The organism is Paractinoplanes maris, from assembly GCF_023544465.1.
Classification (GTDB): domain Bacteria; phylum Actinomycetota; class Actinomycetes; order Mycobacteriales; family Micromonosporaceae; genus Actinoplanes; species Actinoplanes maris.
Map to the genome: position 1 here is coordinate 383,015 of NZ_JALPVL010000003.1, position 17,846 is coordinate 400,860.

General features: G+C 72.0%; 18 protein-coding genes. 9 read left to right on the plus strand and 9 right to left on the minus strand.

The window, feature by feature from the left end:
- Positions 1 to 4 precede the first annotated feature (4 nt).
- From NAG42_RS10890 to NAG42_RS10915, 6 genes are all read right to left on the minus strand, one after another.
- Positions 5 to 1,249 (minus strand): RNA polymerase sigma factor, encoded by a 1,245-nt coding sequence (locus NAG42_RS10890; protein ID WP_250030024.1) that lies wholly within the window; start codon positions 1,247 to 1,249, stop codon positions 5 to 7.
- On the minus strand, positions 1,246 to 1,608 hold the full coding sequence (locus NAG42_RS10895; RefSeq protein WP_250030025.1) for a YciI family protein: 363 nt from the start codon (positions 1,606 to 1,608) through the stop codon (positions 1,246 to 1,248). The genes NAG42_RS10890 and NAG42_RS10895 overlap by 4 nt, the downstream gene beginning before the upstream one ends.
- A gap of 139 nt (positions 1,609 to 1,747) precedes the next feature.
- A complete protein-coding gene (locus NAG42_RS10900) occupies positions 1,748 to 2,134 on the minus strand; it encodes a VOC family protein (protein ID WP_250030027.1) in 387 nt (128 codons plus the stop codon).
- Between the two features lie 44 nt (positions 2,135 to 2,178).
- A complete protein-coding gene (locus NAG42_RS10905; RefSeq protein ID WP_250030029.1) occupies positions 2,179 to 2,337 on the minus strand; it encodes a hypothetical protein in 159 nt (52 codons plus the stop codon).
- A 52-nt stretch (positions 2,338 to 2,389) separates the two neighbouring features.
- A complete protein-coding gene (locus tag NAG42_RS10910; protein ID WP_250030032.1) occupies positions 2,390 to 5,596 on the minus strand; it encodes a hypothetical protein in 3,207 nt (1,068 codons plus the stop codon).
- Positions 5,597 to 7,033, minus strand: a complete 1,437-nt coding sequence (locus tag NAG42_RS10915; protein ID WP_250030034.1) for an aldehyde dehydrogenase family protein — start codon at positions 7,031 to 7,033, stop codon at positions 5,597 to 5,599.
- A 153-nt stretch (positions 7,034 to 7,186) separates the two neighbouring features.
- Between NAG42_RS10915 and NAG42_RS10920 the strand changes: the two genes are divergently transcribed.
- Together NAG42_RS10920 and NAG42_RS10930 are read left to right on the plus strand one after the other, a co-directional pair.
- Positions 7,187 to 7,873: a S1 family peptidase gene (locus tag NAG42_RS10920; RefSeq protein WP_250030036.1), complete on the plus strand. Its 687-nt coding sequence runs from the start codon at positions 7,187 to 7,189 to the stop codon at positions 7,871 to 7,873.
- Between the two features lie 1,172 nt (positions 7,874 to 9,045).
- The gene (locus NAG42_RS10930) at positions 9,046 to 10,260 is read left to right on the plus strand and encodes an LCP family protein (RefSeq protein WP_250030038.1); all 1,215 of its coding nucleotides are present in this window, start codon (positions 9,046 to 9,048) and stop codon (positions 10,258 to 10,260) included.
- A gap of 21 nt (positions 10,261 to 10,281) precedes the next feature.
- Here the strand turns inward: NAG42_RS10930 and NAG42_RS10935 are convergent, their stop codons facing one another.
- Positions 10,282 to 11,070 carry a class I SAM-dependent methyltransferase gene (locus tag NAG42_RS10935; RefSeq protein WP_250030040.1) on the minus strand — a complete coding sequence of 263 codons (789 nt, stop codon included), beginning with the start codon at positions 11,068 to 11,070 and terminating at the stop codon, positions 10,282 to 10,284.
- A 170-nt stretch (positions 11,071 to 11,240) separates the two neighbouring features.
- Between NAG42_RS10935 and NAG42_RS10940 the strand changes: the two genes are divergently transcribed.
- A complete protein-coding gene (locus NAG42_RS10940) occupies positions 11,241 to 11,747 on the plus strand; it encodes a hypothetical protein (RefSeq protein WP_250030041.1) in 507 nt (168 codons plus the stop codon).
- Positions 11,748 to 11,770: 23 nt separating this feature from the next.
- Here the strand turns inward: NAG42_RS10940 and NAG42_RS10945 are convergent, their stop codons facing one another.
- Positions 11,771 to 12,727 (minus strand): TIGR03885 family FMN-dependent LLM class oxidoreductase, encoded by a 957-nt coding sequence (locus tag NAG42_RS10945; protein WP_250030043.1) that lies wholly within the window; start codon positions 12,725 to 12,727, stop codon positions 11,771 to 11,773.
- 74 nt (positions 12,728 to 12,801) lie between these two features.
- On the opposite strand from NAG42_RS10945, the gene NAG42_RS10950 reads away from it, so the two are divergent.
- The 6 genes from NAG42_RS10950 to NAG42_RS10975 all read left to right on the plus strand — a co-directional run bounded on the left by NAG42_RS10950 (position 12,802) and on the right by NAG42_RS10975 (position 17,064).
- Positions 12,802 to 13,527: an MBL fold metallo-hydrolase gene (locus NAG42_RS10950; RefSeq protein WP_250030045.1), complete on the plus strand. Its 726-nt coding sequence runs from the start codon at positions 12,802 to 12,804 to the stop codon at positions 13,525 to 13,527.
- Between the two features lie 56 nt (positions 13,528 to 13,583).
- Entirely contained in the window at positions 13,584 to 14,057 is a 474-nt protein-coding gene (locus NAG42_RS10955; protein ID WP_250030047.1) for a hypothetical protein, read from the plus strand.
- 87 nt (positions 14,058 to 14,144) lie between these two features.
- Positions 14,145 to 15,095: an ABC transporter substrate-binding protein gene (locus NAG42_RS10960; RefSeq protein WP_250030049.1), complete on the plus strand. Its 951-nt coding sequence runs from the start codon at positions 14,145 to 14,147 to the stop codon at positions 15,093 to 15,095.
- A 22-nt stretch (positions 15,096 to 15,117) separates the two neighbouring features.
- Positions 15,118 to 15,600 (plus strand): hypothetical protein, encoded by a 483-nt coding sequence (locus NAG42_RS10965; protein ID WP_250030051.1) that lies wholly within the window; start codon positions 15,118 to 15,120, stop codon positions 15,598 to 15,600.
- Positions 15,601 to 15,655: 55 nt separating this feature from the next.
- Complete coding sequence (locus NAG42_RS10970) at positions 15,656 to 16,417, plus strand: esterase/lipase family protein (RefSeq protein WP_250030053.1); 762 nt, start codon at positions 15,656 to 15,658, stop codon at positions 16,415 to 16,417.
- Positions 16,418 to 16,617: 200 nt separating this feature from the next.
- Positions 16,618 to 17,064, plus strand: a complete 447-nt coding sequence (locus NAG42_RS10975) for a DUF6918 family protein (protein ID WP_250030054.1) — start codon at positions 16,618 to 16,620, stop codon at positions 17,062 to 17,064.
- 62 nt (positions 17,065 to 17,126) lie between these two features.
- Here NAG42_RS10975 and NAG42_RS10980 read toward each other — a convergent pair whose 3' ends face one another.
- Entirely contained in the window at positions 17,127 to 17,813 is a 687-nt protein-coding gene (locus tag NAG42_RS10980; RefSeq protein WP_250030056.1) for a GNAT family N-acetyltransferase, read from the minus strand.
- Between the last annotated feature and the right edge of the window lie 33 nt (positions 17,814 to 17,846).

Sequence of the window (17,846 nt, forward strand, 5' to 3'; positions counted from 1 at the left end):
GGCGTCAGTCGGGGAGCTGGGCTCGGCGGCGGGTGAGGTAGGCCTGTTCGGCGGGGTTGCCGGTGAGGGCGATGGCCCGGTCGTACGCCGCTCGGGCGTCGGCGGCGCGGTCCAGGCGCCTCAGCAGGTCGGCCCGGGTGGCGTGGAAGGGGTGGTAGTCGGTCAGGAGGCCGGCCAGTCGGTCGATCTCGGTCAGGCCGGCTGCGGGGCCGTCGACTTCGGCGAGCGCCACCGCGCGGTTCAGGCGGACGACCGGTGAGGGATCCAGGCGCGCCAGCGAGCTGTAGAGGGTGACGATCGTGGACCACTTGGTGTCGCGGGCGGTGCGGGCTTCGGCATGGACCGCGTTGATCGCGGCCTGGAGCTGGTAGCGCCCGGGTGAGTCCCCGCCGGCCGCCACCGCCTGGATCCGCTCGCGCACCAGCGCGTTGCCCTCGGCGATGAGGTCCCGGTCCCAGGCGTCGCGGTCCTGCTCGGGCAGGGTCACGAGCTCTCCCGTGCCGGATATGCGGGCCGCCCGCCGGGCGTCGATGAAGAGCATCAGGGCCAGCAGGCCGGCTGTCTCACCGTCGTCCGGCAGCAGGGTCCGGAGCAGCCGGCCCAGGTGGATCGCCTGGTCGACGAGGTCGGCCCGGACCGGGTCGTCCCCCTCGCCGGCCAGATAGCCCTCGTTGAAGATGAGGTAGACGACCGCGAGGACACCGGCCAGCCGTTCGCGGATGTCGCCGGCCGAGGGCACCTGGTAGGGGATGTGGGCTGCTTGGATCTTCGCCTTGGCCCGGGTGATCCGGCGCGCCATCGTGGTCTCCCGCACCAGGAAGGCGCGGGCGATCTCGGCGACGGTCAGGCCACCGAGCAGGCGCAGGGTCAGGGCCACCCGGGCCTGGATGGCGAGCGCGGGGTGGCAGCAGGTGAAGACCAGCCGGAGCCGGTCGTCCTCGACCGGTCCGGTCGGCTCGGGCGGGGAATCGTCGAACACCATGCGGGCCGCCTGATGCTTGGCGTCGCGCTGTGACTCGCGACGGAGCCCATCGATCGCCTTGCGGTTCGCGGTGGTGGCGAGCCATCCGCCGGGATTCGGCGGTACGCCTTCGCGCGGCCACCGCTCGGCGGCCACCGCGAACGCCTCGGCCGTCGCCTCCTCGGCGACGTCGAGGTCGCGGAACCGGCGCGCGAGGTCGGCGACCAGCCGCGCCCACTCGTCGTGGTGGGCGCGGGTGATGGCCTGGTCGACGGCGGGATCGGTCAACGCTTGGGCACCCCGGGGCCGCGGAACCGGTGCACCTCCTGCGGCCAGTCGAGCACGGTCGCGAGCCGGCCGGCCCAGTAGCGCGCCGTCTCGTCGTCGGGCACGTCCACCACGGCGAACCCGCCCAGGTGCTCCTTGGTCTCGACGTACGGCCCGTCGGTGAAGACAGCCTTGCCGTCGACCGCCTCGACACTGCACACCGCGGTGGATCGGTCGAGCCCGCCGTTGCTGAAGATCAGGACGTCCTGAGCGATCATCTCGTCGATCACGACCCGGGCGGCCGTGGCCTTCTCACCCAGCTGCTCCGGCGTGTGCTCGGCCACCCACTCGTCGTTGAAGGTGATCAGGTACTCCGTCATGGTCGTCTCCTCCTGGTCCGGGCGAGGGCCCCCGCCGGCTCGGATCCGGCGGCCCCACACCAGTTCCACGAACGGCACCACCCCGATACGACAGCATCGCGAAAAACTCGTCGCCCCCGGCCGAAACGAGCGACGCCGGTCACGGCCGGTGAGCGGCGACCTCGTCCTCGCTGCGCAGGATGCAGAACTCGTTGCCCTCGGGGTCGGCCAGGACCACCCAGCCTGTCCCGTCGGGGTTGCGGCGGTCGGCCACGACGGTGGCACCCAGCCCGGTCAGCCGGCTGAGCTCGGCGTCGCGGGTACCTTCGGCCGGCCGCAGGTCGAGATGGATCCGGTTCTTGATCTGCTTGGCGTCGGGAACCTCGATGAAGAGCAGACGATGACGGCGGTCGCGGGAGTAGATCATGCACTCCTCGTGGCCGGGGTCGTCGGGGTCTTCGGCGTAGTCGAGAACGGTCTGCCACCAGCGCGACATGGTGTAGGCGTCAACGCTGTCCACCGTGGTGTGGGACACGTAGGAAGTCACCGCCGGATCATCCCAGAACCGCCGCGTGCGGGCAGCCCGGCGAGCTAACGGACCGATCGGCGACCCTTGAGGAAGCCCATGACGATCGAGACGGCCAGGGCGATCAGGCCGATGATGACGAGCCACTTGACGGCCTTGAGGACCAGGCCGAGAACGATCAGAACGATGGCGATGACGGCCAGGGCCACCAGTAGCGAGCGCATGGGTTTTCTCCTGTCGTAGACGACGGCTATGCCCCGGATGGGCCCGCGCGAATCAGGCAGCGCCGGGCCGCTTGGCCAGGGCGATGGCGTACGCCTCGTCGCGCACCTCGGGCTCGGGGTGGCCGCGCAGCGTGAGCAGCAGTTCGGAGCCGCTGTCACTGAGCAGCGCCACGGCGAACAGTCCGCCGGCCAGGTCACCCCGGGCGGCCAGGCGACGGACGGTGACCTGGTCGTCGAAGGGAAGACGCTCGCGGATACGGTCGGCCACGCGCACGGCGAGCACCGGGCGACCGGCGCACAGGTCGGCCAGCTCGTCCAGGTTGTCCAGGCGGCCCAGTCCGAGCAGCATGACGGCGGCAACCGGCCGGCCGGACGGCTGGGCAGCCAGCCACCGGGCCGAGGCGACCAGCGCCGACCGGTCGACCGCGGCCGGCACCGAACGCGACCACGCCGCCACCGCGGCCGCCAGCGTGTCCAGCCGCCGCCGGACGAGCTCCGGGACGCCCTCGCGGCCGAGTTCCGGGCCAGTCCCACGGCCCGACTCCGAGCCGGCCCCACGGTCCAACAGGCTGGTCAGCACCCTGGTCAACCCGATCGGCGCCAGCGCGCGCAGCAATCCGGTCGCCGCGACCGGCGTCAGGTCTTCGCCGAGCTCGGTGAAACGGCTCGCGACCAGATCCTCGGCCGCCACCCAGGGCAGCCAGTGCGGCAGCGCCGCGAACGCGCCGAGCCGCACCCGGCGGTCGTCGCTGCGGCACGCCCGGGCGACCAGCTCGGCATATCGGGGCCGGTGGCGGCCGGAGATCTGGCCGGGCCGGGTCAGCAGGACGCCCTCGTGGGCTTCGGCCAGGATCGTCCAGGCGGCTCCGGTGTCGAGACGCCGCCGCGCTCCGGCCACGATCGCCGCCCGTACGTCCCGGGGGGTGTCCGGGGTCCGGAAGACCTCGAGCAGGGTGGCCATCACCTCGGCCGGCGCACAGCGGGCCAGCAGGCGGGCGGCCTCCTTGCGGCTGGTCACCTTGGCCGGCCCGGACAGTACGCCACCGAGCAGCGCCGGCAAGCGGTTGGGAAGCGCACGGGCGGCAGCGCGCCCGGCCGCGTGGAGGGCGACCCGCGCCCGATCGGAGCCCGCGTATTCCAGCAGGACCGACAGCGCCTCGTCGGGCCGGTCGGTCCACGGCAGGGCACTCAGCGCGGCCTCGGCGATCACCACGTCGGCGTCGTCGCGGTGGCGCAGCACCAGTTCCCGGCCCGCGCCGGGCACGATCGCGGCCGTCCGCAGGGCATCGGCCCGCGTCCAGGCGGGCAGCGCGGTGTCCCTGACGATCGAGGACAGCAGGGCGACGAAGGCCACCTGCTGGCGCGGCAGCCAGCGCTCGACGTGCCGCGGGCGGTCCGGAATCCACCGCGCGCCGGTCTCCAGCCACCGGCCACGCTGCGGACCCGCCAAGACGAGGTCGCTCGGCGGACCCGCGAGAACCTGGTCGCTCGGCGAACCCACGACGCCCTGCCCGTGCGGCGGGCCCGCGGAGACCCGGTCGTCCGACAGGCCCGCGAAGACCCGGTCGAGCAGGTCGGTCCGCGACGAGCTGATCGTCGTCCACACGATCGGCACGGTCACCGCCGTCAGGTCGGTCGCCAGCACCTCGGCGACACGCTGGGAACGGTGGCGGCGATCGGCCAGCCACAGCGTGATCGCCTGCTCACCGACGGCCGTGGCGATCGCCGCCCGTAGCATGTCCTGCAGTTCGGGGACCTCGTAGGCACCCCGGCCGAGCGCTCGCGTGAGAGACAACAGCGGCCCGGGGCGTCCCTGCTCGGCCGCGCTCGCGACCCACCCGCGCAGCCGGTCGAAGACCAGTGCCGGTGGTACGCCGTCGAAGCGGGGCAACGGCGGCACCGCGGACGCGCCGCTCACCCGGTCGATCGTGACCAGCGCCCACTCGCGCAGCGCCGGCTCGTCGACCTGGAAGCGGAGCGTGTCGGCGGCCAGCCCGGCCAGCGCCGCGAAGGTGGCCGGTGAGGCATCCCGGGCCCCGACCGCGGCCGTGGTGATCCTGGTGAGCCCGGGCGCGGCCGCGGCGGTGAGCCGGCGGGCCAGACCGGTCAGGGCGTTCAGCGCCGCGGCCCGCACCGGGTCCTGCTCGTTGCGCACCCGGTCGAGCCGCTCGACCAGCTCGGTCACCGCACGCGGCTCGCGGGACAGCCGGGCCGCCAGGACGAGCTGACGCCAGGCGCGCAGCCGCTTGTCGGCGTCACTCGACCGCAGGTCGCCGGCCAGCGCGGTGGTGGCTTCGGCCCAGGGAAGGTACGCGCGGAACCCGGTCTCGGCGGGCAGCATGCGGGTCGCCTCGCGAGCGCGGGTCGCCGCTGGGAGCAGCTCCATGACCGCCCGGGACGGCCGGTCATCCGGATCGGCCGCCCGGTCGTAGAAATCGCCGCGGCGCGAGGGCGGCAGAGCCGCCAGCAGTTCCGCGAGGTGGCGGCGGGCGAGCGGGACGAGCTCGCCGTCGGGCAGCGTCACCAGTCGCCGCACCACCGCCGACGGCAGCCAGTAGGTCTCGGTCGACCGGAGCAGCCGCGCGACCCGACCGGCGTCGACCGCGGCGAGCCGGCCGTAGGCGGTCAGCGATCCGGGCAGATATCCGTCCACCGGGAACCGTTCGACGAGGTCGAGCGCCCGGCCGGGATCAACCGACAGCACCGCCGGCCCCACCTCGTCCCAGAGGGCCCGCCGGTCCTCGAGGCGCGCCGCGGCCAGGCGCTGCTCGGCCCGCGCGGCCACCGGATCCGGATGCCGCCGGGCCACCGCTTCGAGGTTCACCGCGAATTCCAGATCGGGGAGCAATTCCCGTACGACGGAAGGACCGCAAGCCGGCAGCAGCGCTGCCGCCTCCTCGTCGCCGAAGTGCTCCCGGACCTCGCGAACGAGCCGGTCGGCGGTCGCCGGATCGTCCAGGCGCCGCAGCGTACGGTAGGTCCTGCGCCTGTCCCGGGCGGACAGCTCGGTGATCCGCCGGTCGAAGAGCCCGGCCCGCAGCAGGGGTTGCGGACTGGTCGCCGCCGCCGCGATGCCCACCGGATCGCGGACGACCATCGCGGCCACCAGCGCCAGCCGCCGCTCGTAATGGCCCCGGGTCACCAGCTCGGCGCAGACCTCCGCCCGGTCCGGCGCGGTGCGCGCCCACGTGGCGAGACGGCGCATCCGCTCGCGGTGAGGCAGCGGGTCAAGCGAGGCGAGAAGCTCTTCGACGGGCACTCACGAGATTATGACGGTCTGGAGCTCGGTGAACGCCTCCATGGGATGAGCGCCACCGACCCGGCCGAGCCCGCTGTCCGATCCTGAGCGCCCGCCGAACGGCAGGTGGCTCTCCCAGTAGTTCGACGACTCGTTGATGTTGACCCAGCCCGCCCGGGCGGCGTCGGCGAACGCGAGGCCCTTCGACAGGTCGGCGGTGTAGATCGCCGCGAGCAGCCCGTAACGCGACGCGTTGGTCAGCTCGATCGCCTCGTCGAGCGAGGTGATGCCGACGATCGGCGCCACCGGCCCGAACGTCTCCTCGGTGGCCACCAGCGCGTCCCGCGGCACCCCGTCGAGGACGGTGGGCGGCCAGTAGAGGTCCGTCTTGAAGGAGTCGTCGCGCCGCCCGCCGGTCAGGATCGACGCTCCGCGCGCCACCGCGTCGGCGACGTGGGCGTCCATCTTGGCGGCGACCCCGGCGTTGTTGAGCGGGCCCATCGTGGTGGCGTCGTCGAACGGGTCACCGAGCCGGACGGACGAGCGCACCGCCGCCGCCAGCCGCCCCGCGAACTCCGCCCGGACGGCCTCGTGGACCAGCAGCCGCTCCCCCGCCGTGCAACTCTGCCCCGCACACAGGAAACAGGCGGCCAGTGCCCCCTCGACGGCCCGGTCGAGGTCGGCGTCGTCGAGCACCACCACCGGGCCGTTGCCACCCATCTCGAGCAGGGTCGCCTTGCCCGCGGCGGCGGCGGCCACGAGCCGGCCGGTGGCGGTCGAGCCGATGAAGGCCACCGCGTCGGTGCCCGGGTTGCGGGCGATCTCGTCACCGACGACCGGGCCCGGCCCGGTGACCAGATTGAGCACGCCCGGCGGCAGGTCGGCCTCGGCCACACAGGCGGCCAGGGCGATCGCGGCCACCGACGTCGACGGGGCCGGGGTCCACACCACCGTGTTGCCCGAGGCCAGCGCGGGCGCGATCAGCTCGGCGGGCATCGTGTAGGGCCAGTTCCACGGGGTGATCACGCCGACGACGCCACGGGGCCGGCGGATCAGCAGGGCCCGCTTGCCCGGCGACGACGAGTTGGGCAGCAGCCCGCCGAGGCGTTTGCCGTCCTCGGCGGCCATCCGCCAATAGGCGACCAGCTCGTCGACCTCGTCGTAGGCCTCGGCCCGCAGCGGCTTGCCCTGGTCGAGGGTCAGGGTGCGGGCCAGCTCGTCGCGGCGGGCCTCGATCACGTCGCCGACGCGGTGCAGCAGCGCCGCCCGCTCGAAGGCGGTCAGCCGCGCCCAGGCACCGGCGGCGGACCGGGCGGCGGCGATGGCCGCGCGGGCATCGTCGCGGTCCCCTTCCGGTACGCGGCCCAGCGTCTCGCCGGTGGCGGGGCTGGTCGCCTCGGTGGTGGCCTGCGAGCGCGCGGGAATCCAGGCGCCGTCGACGAACATCCGGTGGTCCACCCGCTCAGGCTATCGGCGGTCATCACACGGTGATAGGTGTGAAGTGAGCTGTGTTCTTTCCGGCCTCCGGTGACGTAGGTTACTTCGACAGCCTTCGATGCGCCGGACCGGACCGGCCCGGCCGCGTCGACGACCCCCCGAAAGGAGTCCGGCGTGCGCATCCGCATCGTCGTCGCTTCGCTTGCCACCGTCCTGACCGGTGCCCTGGCCGCCCCCTCGGCGGCCGCCGCGGCCGTGGACGACCCGGGCACCAACATCATCGGCGGCGGCACGGTCTCGTCCGCGCCGTGGGCCGCCGCCGTCCTCAGCGGTGGCAACTTCACCTGCTCGGGCACGATCATCTCGGCCAACTACGTGCTGACCGCGCGCCACTGCATCTCGGGCACCATGTCGGTGCGGGTGGGCAGCGTCAACCGCACGTCGGGCGGCACGACCCGAGCGGTGAGCAGCACGTCGACCCGTTCCGACCTGGCCCTGATGCGCCTGGCCTCGCCGATCACGACGTCCTACATGCCGCTGTCGAGCGCGTACCCGCCGGTCGGGTCGACCAACTCGATCTACGGCTGGGGCATGACCTGCTACAGCGGCTGCGGCGCCTCCACGACGCTGAAGACCGCCACCGTCCAGGTCACCTCGACCAACCAGACCGACGCCTACGGCGGCCGGGCGATCGGCAGCACCCGGATCAACGGCAACGCGTGGCGCGGCGACTCCGGCGGCCCGCAGGTCTACAACGGCGCGCAGGTCGGCGTGGCCTCCACGGCCGACGGCACGAGCCGGCAGTACTACGGCAGCGTCGCCTACAACCGGGCCTGGATCACCTCGGTCGCGGGCGTCTGACCCTCACCCTGACCCGGGGCCGGCCCACACGCCGGTCCCGGGTTTTTCCTGTCCCCGCCCGGGATCAGCAACGCGATCCGCAGTGGACAGTGACCCCCAACCGGCCCACCCCGCCGACCAGGTTCTGTCCCGCGGATCATGTCCGTCGGGGACGGCGCATAACCAGTCGAGCAGTTCGACCAGGTCGAGGGTGACTTGGTAGGTGACGCCGAGCTTGTCGAACCTGGTGGCCGGCCCGCGCCAGTGTTTACGCCGGTTGAAGCCGCGTTCGACCGGGTTGCGGCGGCGGTAGTCGACCGGGCCGAAGCCGGGTGGCCGACCACCACGCGAGCCGCGGCGTTCCGGTTGGCGATCTGGTCGTCGGGTTCCGGGGCCGTCGGGCGGATCCGCTTGCCGCGCAGGGCCTGCCGGTTGACTCGCGACGAGTACGCCTTGTCGCCGGTCACCGATGCGGGCCGGGTGCGGGGCCGGCCGATCCCACCGGGCCGGGGAACCCGGAGCTGACCGAGCAGCGGGATCAGCTGCCGGGGCGTTGGTGAGCAGTCTTCCCCGGTCCGTAGCGTTCGGGAGGTCACGCCTTGGCGAGCCGGTGCGCTTGACCCAGCCGATCGCGTTGATGACCTGCCGTGATCATGCCACTGCCCGCCCCGGACGGGCTGCGCCGGCCGCAACGGCTCCAGCGCAGCCCATTCCTCGCTGTTCAGATCCCCACGTGCCACACCAATTCAACGACCGTTGTCCATGACCGCCACGCATGATCCGCGGGACAGAACCCAAGGGGTGGGCCCGGCCGTGAGCGGTGAGGCGCCGGGGGCGCGAAGTTGTCCACAGGGGCGCGACGCGGTCCCGGAATGGCGTTCAGACAATTCCCAGAAAGGAGTCGGCGCGCGATGAGTTGAAGATCAGAAAGTGCTCGAAACGGACAGCAGGGTGCTCCTGCATTCGACAACTGCCGAATAATGGAAAGGCGTCTCGTCGCGACCGGATCGTTACGCAGCGTACGGAAAAATGCCTTTTTGAATGCGCCTGGTCGCGGCGGCGTTACCGGGTGTTCAGCGGGGTTGACTAATAGATCGTGACCATATATCTGTTCTGACGGCGTTGAGCCGGGCGCGGGCGGTGACTCCCTTGAGTCACCGGACGCCCCGCGTCACACGAGGGAGCAAAAACATATGCCGGCTGGGACCGCCACGCGGGGCGATCGCGACGCACGCTCGGGTCAGCGCGCGGGCCAGTACGGCGGGGGAGCCGACCGGCCGGGCGGCGGAGCGGGCAAGAAGAAGCGTCACAAGGCGCCGCTCTGGGCCAAGATCGTCACCGCTTTCGGTGTGGTCCTGGCGCTGGCCGGGGTCGGCGGCATCGTGAGCGTCAAATACTTCCTCGGGCAGCTCACCTCGAACATCCAGACGACCTCGTCGGTGCTCGACTCGGCGGGCGGGCTCGGCAACACCAATGTCGCGGCGGGCAAGCTGCCCGAGGGTGCGATGAACATGCTGCTGCTGGGGCTCGACACCCGGACCGGGTGGGGTGAGGGCGAGTCCCGGTCGGACACGATCTTGATCCTGCACATCACCGCCTCGCACGACAAGGCGTACATGATCTCGATCCCCCGGGACACGGTCGCGGAGATCCCGGGCGACGAGTCGATGGGTGTCCGCACCCAGACGACCAAGATCAACGCGGCCTACCTCTTCGGCTCGCAGGGCGGCCGGGGCTGGCAGGGCGGCGCCAAGCTGGCCACCAAGGCGATCAACAAGCTGACCGGCATCGAGTTCGACGGCGTCATGGTCATCGACTTCAACGGCTTCAAGGGCATCCTCGAGGCGATGGGCGGCGTCCGCCTGTGCGTCGACAAGGAGATGTGGTCGAGCCACTACCTGGTCAAGAACGGCAAGATCGAGTACGCCCACGGCGCCGACCCGAAGTCGAAGCCGCGCGACGCCCTGGTGTTCAAGAAGGGCTGCCGCGAGATGCAGCCGTGGGAGGCCCTCGAATTCTCCCGCCTGCGCCACTCGGACAACGGTGACTACGACCGCCAGCGCCACCAGCAGCAGCTGCTGCGCGCGATGGCCAAGAAGGCCAGCAGCGCCGGCATCATGGGCAACCCGACGAAGGTGTCGAAGATCCTGGCCGCCGCGGGCAAGTCGCTCAAGATGGACACGCACGGCGTGAAGGTCGACAACTTCATCTTCGGGCTCAAGGGCCTGGCCGCCGGCGACCTGATCCCGATCAAGACCAACGGCGGCACGTTCGCCAAGGGTGACGGCGGCGAGGGCATCACCGAGGACACCAAGCGCCTGTTCGAAGCCACCTCGGCCGACAAGCTCCCCGAGTTCCTGCTCCGGCACCCGGAAAACGTGATCACCGACGGCGGCGCCGCGGCCTGACGGCGACGCACCGCAACGTGATCACTGACCTCGGCGCCGGGTCCTGACGACGGCGTACCACGCGGGGATCCGCTGGACCGGCCCGCCCGGTGCCAGCGGAACCCCGTAGACCTCGGCGGCGCCCTGCTCGAGCACCTCCCAGGCATCCCCGGGGAAGGCCCCGGCCACCTCCTCCGGCCCGAAGCGCCGCGGCGCCCGCACGCCGGCGCTGATCAGCCGGTGCACCAGCGGCGGCAGCCGGGTCGGCCGGGCCCCCTGGTCGAGCAGATAGTCGAGCGGGTCGCCGGTGTGGTTGGTCTCGCTCAGATACAGCGTGCCGGTCTCGCCGAGCAGCGCGGCCACGTTCGCCGCCACCGCCTGCCGGGAGGCGTCGTCGAGCACGTGCAGCACGCCCCGGATGTGCACGTTGGCGTCGCCGAGTTCCTCGTGCAGCCGCTCCCCCAGCCCGGCCGCGGCGATGTCGGCGACCCGGAAGGTGACGCCGCCCGCGGTTCCGGACGCCCGGGCGATCGCCGCCGCCGAGCCGTCGATGCCGATGACGCGGGAGGCGAAACCCGTCAACGCGTACGCCTGGCGCCCGGACCCGCAGCCCAGATCGACCATCGGCAGACCCGGGCGGGCGTGCCGCCGCAGGGCGGACGCGAGCAAGTCGTTCTCGGCCGGCTGGTCGGCCTCCCAGAGCACGTCGCCATCCGGACCTGTCCGCGTGACGCCGGCCCAGTAACGCTCCCAGGCCCGCGTCTGCGAGCGCGGGGCGCCGAGCGACGCCAGGGTGAGCCGGGGAATCAGGAGGTACTTGCGCCAGACCACGACGGTCATCATTGTCGGCGCCGGACGCCCTGACCAGAACAGCGTTCGAGAGATCCGGAAAACGGCTCCCCGCGGTCCGTCCACGACGGAATCCGTAGCCGCCCTGGCCTGCGAAAACTAATCACGCAGTGAGATCATCTCGTAACAATCGGTCGGTACGGTCCCCATCCATGATTCGGCGGAGTGGCCCGGCCACGCTCGGTGTTGTGCTGTTGGTCGGTGTTGCGGCTTGTGGGTCGGACGGCGGTGACGAGCTGGTGTTCGGCGGTGACCCGGTCTCCCAGTGCGTGCGCATGCCGGAGGGCGCGTCCATGGTGGTCGGCGCGGTGATGCGGGCTCCGGGCGGGTCCGACCTGGTGGTCAAGAAGATCGGCCTGGACGGGGCCAAGGGCGTCAAGACCGACAAGGCGTTCATCGTGCCGCTGGGCAGCGGGCGCAGCCCGATCGGCAATGCCAACTACCCGCCGGCCGCGCACGCGGCGTGGGAGTCGCGCGTGCCGGCCGAGAACGCGACGGTCAAGGCCGACGAGGAGGCGAACCTGCTGCTCGTGGTGAGCCGCAGCGGTGCACTGGACGGCTCGGCCACGGGCATGCGGCTCGACTACCTCGGCGGCACGAAGACGAACTCGACGACCTACACGTTCCGCAGCGACTGCAGCAGCGCGAACGCCGGCTGACCACCGCGGGGCGGGCGGGTGACCTACCGCAGGGCGGGCAGGACCTTGGCCCCGAACGCGTCGATGAACGGGAGCAGGTCCTGCCCCACGTGGTGCAGGTAGATGCGGTCGAAGCCGAGGGCGGCGTACCCGCGCAGCTTCTCGATGTGCTCCTCGAGGTCGGCCGAGATGTTGACGACCTGGCCCACCTGCTCGACCGTGACGTTCTCGCTGACGACGTCGAAGTGGTCGACCGTCTCGAGATCCCAGCAGACCGGCGGCGGGAAGATGTTGCTGCGCCACTGGTCGTGCGCGATCGCCTCGGCCTCGTGCTGGGTGGCCGCCCAGCTCAGGTGCACCTGCAGGCAGATCGGGCCGCGACCGCCGGCACCCCGGTACTCGGCGATCATCGAGCGCAGGTGGTCCTCGGGGGCGTTGACCGTGACCAGCCCGTCGGCCCAGCCCGCGCACCAGGCGGCGGTCTTGGTGCTCACCGCGGCGCCGATCAGCGCGGGTGGCGTCTCGGGCCGGGTCCACAGCCGGGCCCGATCGACCGTGACCAGACCGTCCCGGGTGACCTCCTCACCGGCCAGCATGTCGCGGATGACATCGACACACTCCAGCAGGCGGGCCTCGCGCACCTCCTTGCGGGGCCAGGGCGCGCCGGTGATGTGCTCGTTGCTGTATTCGCCGCTGCCCAGCGCCGCCCAGAACCGGCCCGGGTACATGGCGCCGAGTGTCCCGATGGCCTGCGCGATGATCGCGGGGTGGTAGCGCTGGCCGGGCGCGTTCACGACGCCGAACGACAGGTTGGTCGCCTGCAGCGCGGCACCGAGCCAGGACCAGGCGAAGGCTGACTCGCCCTGCCGGTGACTCCACGGGGAGAAGTGGTCGGAGCACATCGCCGCCTCGAAGCCGGCGCGTTCCGCGGCCACCACGGCGGCGAGCAACTCGGCGGGCGGGATCTGCTCATGGGACGCATGGATTCCGTACTCCGTCATGGGTGGCTCCTTACCCACGTTCACCGGTGCGGAATCCGTGGCGATCATCGAGGGGCCCGGGAGAGGATGGGCGCATGGGGATCAGCCGGAGACTTCTGTTCACCGCCGGATCGGGCGTGATCGGTGTGACGATCCTGTCCGCGTGCTCGTCGGATTCGCCGCCGTCGACGGCCGGCACCCCGCAGTCCGCGGCGCCGCCGAGCGCGACCGGTCCGGGGAGGTGGGAGCGGGTCGATCTCTCGTTCGTGTCGGCGTATCTGTTGATCCGCGGTTCCGAGGCGGCGATCGTCGACCTCGGCGTGGACGGTTCGGCCGACGCCATCGGCAAGGGGCTCACCGCGGCCGGCAGCGGCTTCCAGGCCGTCCGTCATGTGGTGATGACCCACAAGCACGACGATCACGCCGGCGGTCTCACCGGCGTCGAGCCGCTCGCCACCGGCGCCACGTTCTACACCGGCCAGGCGGACGTCACCGGCATCCAGTCGGCCCGGGCGCTGACCCCGCTCGCGGACGGCGACGAGGTCTTCGGTCTGCGGGTGATCGGCACCCCGGGCCACACCGCCGGGCACATCTCCATCTTCGACCCGGCCACCGGCACCCTGGTCTCGGGCGACGCGCTGCGCACCACCACCGACGGCCTGACCGGCCCCGACCCGCAATACACCGAGGACATGACCACCGCCGCCGCCTCGGTCAAGAAGATGGCCGCCCTCGACGTCAAGGTGATCCTGCCCGGTCACGGTGCCCCGCTGACCTCCAACGCCGCCGCCTCACTGACGAGGCTGGCCGCGTCGAGCTGAGCTTTGTTAACCTGGTGGTTGCCCACTCCCGGCGGCAAAGATCGTAAAGTCGGCCGGTGACGTCACAGAGCGAGGACCGCGTCCTCGACCTCCACCGCCGGCTGTCCGGTGCCGAGGAAACCGCGACCGAGCGGCACGCCGCTTACGCCGAGGCCATCCGCGGCTCCTTCGGCCGCCTGCGCGCGGGGCTCGAGCACGCCCACGCCGGCAGCCGGGTGGACGACCAGGACTGGGCGGCCTATGTTGCGGGCCTCGACCGGGGCCTGGACGAGCTCGACCGGGAGCTGGCGCACGCCGCCGACCGGCCCGCCGCCGAGGAGAAGCTGCTGGTCCACGCCTCCAGGCTGGAGCTGGCCGGCTGGCGGCTGCGGTTCAGCCTGCCCGGCGTGGCCAGGTCCGACCCGGACGGCGTACGGGATCGCCTGGCCGCTGCCGAGACCGAGCTCGACCGGTACGCCTCGGGTGCGTCCTCGCGGGAAGACGTGCACCGCACGTTCGACGTTCTGCGGGACGGCCGGGCAGACATTTAGTTTTCTCTTTCCTCCCGAGCCCAGCGGGCCCTTGATCCGGTAAATTGCGCCCGGCGCAGTTGCGCCGCGTATCCGAAGGGCCACACCATGCGCCGGACCCTCGCCGCCGCCATCGCCGCCGTCGTGCTGCTCGCCGGGGCCGCCTGCACCGATGACCAGGTGGCCGGGGCGCCCGCCGGCACCAAGGTCAGCGTCGGCGTCATCCCGATCATCGATGTCGCCCCGATCTACCTCGGCAAGAAGAAGGGCTTCTTCTCGCGCCGCGGCATCGACCTGTCGCTGACCACCGAGCAGGGTGGCGCGCCGATCGTCGACGGGGTGCTCGGCGGCAAATACCAGTTCGGGTTCAGCAACGTGACCTCGCTGATGGCCGCGCAGTCCGGTGGCGCCCCGCTCAAGGCGGTGGCCAGCGGCGTGGCCTCCAACGGCCGGTCCGGGCGCGACTTCTCGGCCATCGTGGTGCAGGGCAACAGCCCGATCCGCTCGGCCCGCGAGCTGGCCGGCAAGAGGATCGCGGTCAACACGCTCAAGAACCTCGGCGACACCACGGTGCGCCAGTCGGTGCGCCGGGCCGGCGGCAACGCGAACAACCTGCAGTTCCAGGCGATGCCGTTCCCCGACATGCCCGGTGCGCTGCAGGCCGGCAAGGTGGACGCGGCGTGGGTGGTCGAGCCGGCTCTGAGCGCGGTGATCACCCAGGGCGGGCAGGTGCTGGCGTCGAACTTCGTGGACACCGCGCCCGGGCTGACCGTGGCGCTCTATTTCACCAGCCAGGGCACGATGACCGCGAAGCCCAAGCTGGTGACCGACTTCACCGAGGCCATCAACGAGTCGATGCGCTACGCGGCGGGTCACCCCGAGGAGGTGCGGGACGTCGTCGGCACGTACACGCCGATCAACGACACGGTCCGGATCTCGATGATCCTGCCGAGCTGGCCGGTCGACATCAACCGGCCGTCGCTGGAGCGGGTGGCGGTGCTCGGCGAGCGGGACGGCATCTTCGTCAAGGCGCCCACCCTCGATCAGCTTCTGCCCTGATCGTCGTCTACTGTCCACGGCCGTGACTCCTCGCCTGCTGTCCACACTGCTCGTCGTCCCGCTCGTTCTGGCCGGCCTGGCCGGCTGCACCGACGACGACACCTCCGCCTCCTCGGCCGCGACCACGGCGCCGGCGGCCACGGAGTCGCTGCCCCCGGCTCCGACCGGCGCGATCTCCCGCGCGCCGGCCGGCCGCCAGATCGACGACGCCGAGATCTGCGCCAAGGCCGGCGCGGCCAAGAAGAAGTTCGCCGCCGCGATGGCCGGCGCCGTCGACAGCAGCGGCAAGGTCCCACCGGCCGCGGCCCGGCAGGCCTTCAACGACCTCGCGGCGACGCTCGACGGCCTGGGCCGGTCGGCCCCGGCCGACAGCGCGGCGGCGACGGGCGCGCGGGCCGTCTCGGTCGAGCTGACCCGGATCGCCGACGAGCCCGACCCGTTCGCGCTGAGCGAGGACCCGGAGCTGGAGAAGGCCGGCGCCGCGTTCGACAAGACCTGCGCGTGACAGCCGCTGTCCCGTTCGGCTGAACCGCGACGGCGCGCTGCCGCATGATGAGGCGGTGCGGTTCGTGTGGCCGGTCGTGGGGGGCGTCGTAGCGCTCGTGCTTTTGACGCTGACCGCGGTGCGGTTGCTCGACCGCGGCGACGACGGGCCCCGCCCCGATCAGGCGCAGCCGGGCCCGGTGCTGCTGGTGCCGGGATACGGCGGCAACCGCACGTCGCTGACCCGCCTGGCCGAGCGCCTGACGGCCGAGGGCCGCACGGCGACCGTCCTCACCCTGCCCGGCGACGGCACCGGCCACCTCGAGGAGCAGGCCGACGTGCTCGACACCGCGGTCCGCGACGCGCTGAGCGCCGGCGCGCCCTCGGTCGACGTGGTCGGCTACTCGGCCGGCGGCGTGGTGACCCGGCTCTGGGTGGACCGCCACGACGGGGCCGAGGTGGCCCGGCGGGTCGTCTCGCTCGGCTCTCCCCTGCACGGCACCCGCCTGGCCGGGCTCGGCGCCCGGTTCGCCCGTGACCAGTGCCCGCAGGCCTGTCAGGAGCTGGCGCCCGGCAGCGATCTGCTGGACAGCATCGACGATCCGCTGCCCGACGGCCTGCCCTGGCTGTCGATCTGGACCGAGTACGACGAGACCGTGCAACCGCCCACCTCGGCCCGCCTGGACGGTGCGGTCAACCTGTCGTTGCAGAGCGTCTGCGCCGCGGCGCGCACCTCCCACAGCGAGCTGCCGGCCGATCCGTACGTCACTGCCCTGGTCCTCGACGCCCTGGGCACCGGCCCGCTGCGGGCACCGGAAAGCTGCCCCGCCGGCGGATGACCGATCCGGCGGGTGATAGCAGACTCGCGTTACCGGCGGGGGGCGGACCACCCGGCCGATCGGGTCATCCGGGTGACCGTTCAGGCCGAAGATCGTAGCGGGCGGTGGGCATCTGCCGTGACGGGTGAGGCAGGAGTTGAAAGTGATTCTGCATTGAGTAGTCTGCTGGCCGTTGTCCCGTGATGAGGAGCGCCACACCCATGGTTTCGAACCTTCTTGAGCTTTCCGCGAACCCGGCCACCAAGGAGGCCATCGTCAAGGACGCCCAGGCCCTGGTCGAGTCGGAGCTCGCCGGCAAGTCGGGCATCTCCGCCGGCGCGGTGAAGCTGGCCTACAAGGCGGTCACCTCGTTCGCCCCGGGTTACTACGTCGAGACCCTGAACATCATGGTTCCCTCGATGCTCGAGCAGCTGCAGCCGTTCTGGGCCGACTTCCAGGTCGCCGGCGGCGGCACCTTCGGTGACTACCTGGTCAAGCGCCAGGACGAGGTCACCCCGGCCCTGCTGCTGGTCACCGACGACATGGCCAACGCCTCTGAGAAGGCCGTCGTCGTCAAGGCCTACAAGACCGTTCGCGGTGGCGCCGCGAAGCACATCGAGGCCGCGCTGCCGGCCCTCGGCACCCTGGTGGAGAAGTACGCCGCCTGATCGAGCACGTCCCGGCCGCGCCCGCTGTCTCAGCGGGCGCGGCTATTGCTTGCGGTACGTGTCTATTGCTTGCGGTAGGCGTGGAAGTTGACGTCGCGGCGATGGCGGAAACCCATCGCCAGATAGAGCCGGATCGCCCCGGTGTTGGTGGCCGCGGCGTGCAGGAACGGGATGTCACCACGCTCCCGGACGACCGCCCCGACCGCGCGGACCAGCCGCCCGGCCAGACCCTGCCCCCGGTACGCCGGATCGGTGCAGACCGCGCTGATCTCCGACCAGCCGGGCGGGCGCACCCGCTCCCCCGCCATCGCGACGAGCGCCCCCGCCCGCCGGATGCCCAGGTAGGTGCCGAGCTCGCGGGTGCGCGGGCCGAACGGGCCGGGCCGGGTGCGGGCCACCAGGTCGAGCATCTCGGGCACGTCGGCCTCGGTCAGCACGACCGCCTCGGGGTCGGGCGCCACCACGAAATCCTCGCCGGTGAGCTGGACGCCGCGACCGTCGCCGGTCAGCTCCCAGCCCGGCATCGCGCCGTCGGGGGCGGCGGGCATCAGCACATCGACACCTGATTCGGTCAGCTCGGCCAGATCGGCCCACGCTGCCGGATCGGCCCGGTCGGCCAGGGCGACGAACGGCGACACCTCGGGCCGGAAGCGCGCGGCCTGACCGCGGACGTCCGCGAAGTGTCTCTGGTCGTGGATCAGCGCGGCCCACACGGGATTGTCGAGCACGGCCCGATCCACGGTCGTCATGCCGTCTTTCTATCCCGGCCCGGCGCCCGGCAT

What these genes read in the sequence shown, in the direction of transcription:
- NAG42_RS10895 (WP_250030025.1), bottom strand. Translation starts at nt 1,608, where the DNA reads ATGACGGAGTACCTGATCACCTTCAACGACGAGTGGGTGGCCGAGCAC.
- NAG42_RS10905 (WP_250030029.1), bottom strand. Translation starts at nt 2,337, where the DNA reads ATGCGCTCGCTACTGGTGGCCCTGGCCGTCATCGCCATCGTTCTGATC.
- NAG42_RS10930 (WP_250030038.1), top strand. Translation starts at nt 9,046, where the DNA reads ATGCCGGCTGGGACCGCCACGCGGGGCGATCGCGACGCACGCTCGGGT.
- NAG42_RS10940 (WP_250030041.1), top strand. Translation starts at nt 11,241, where the DNA reads ATGATTCGGCGGAGTGGCCCGGCCACGCTCGGTGTTGTGCTGTTGGTC.
- NAG42_RS10945 (WP_250030043.1), bottom strand. Translation starts at nt 12,727, where the DNA reads ATGACGGAGTACGGAATCCATGCGTCCCATGAGCAGATCCCGCCCGCC.
- NAG42_RS10950 (WP_250030045.1), top strand. Translation starts at nt 12,802, where the DNA reads ATGGGGATCAGCCGGAGACTTCTGTTCACCGCCGGATCGGGCGTGATC.
- NAG42_RS10960 (WP_250030049.1), top strand. Translation starts at nt 14,145, where the DNA reads ATGCGCCGGACCCTCGCCGCCGCCATCGCCGCCGTCGTGCTGCTCGCC.
- NAG42_RS10975 (WP_250030054.1), top strand. Translation starts at nt 16,618, where the DNA reads ATGGTTTCGAACCTTCTTGAGCTTTCCGCGAACCCGGCCACCAAGGAG.
- NAG42_RS10980 (WP_250030056.1), bottom strand. Translation starts at nt 17,813, where the DNA reads ATGACGACCGTGGATCGGGCCGTGCTCGACAATCCCGTGTGGGCCGCG.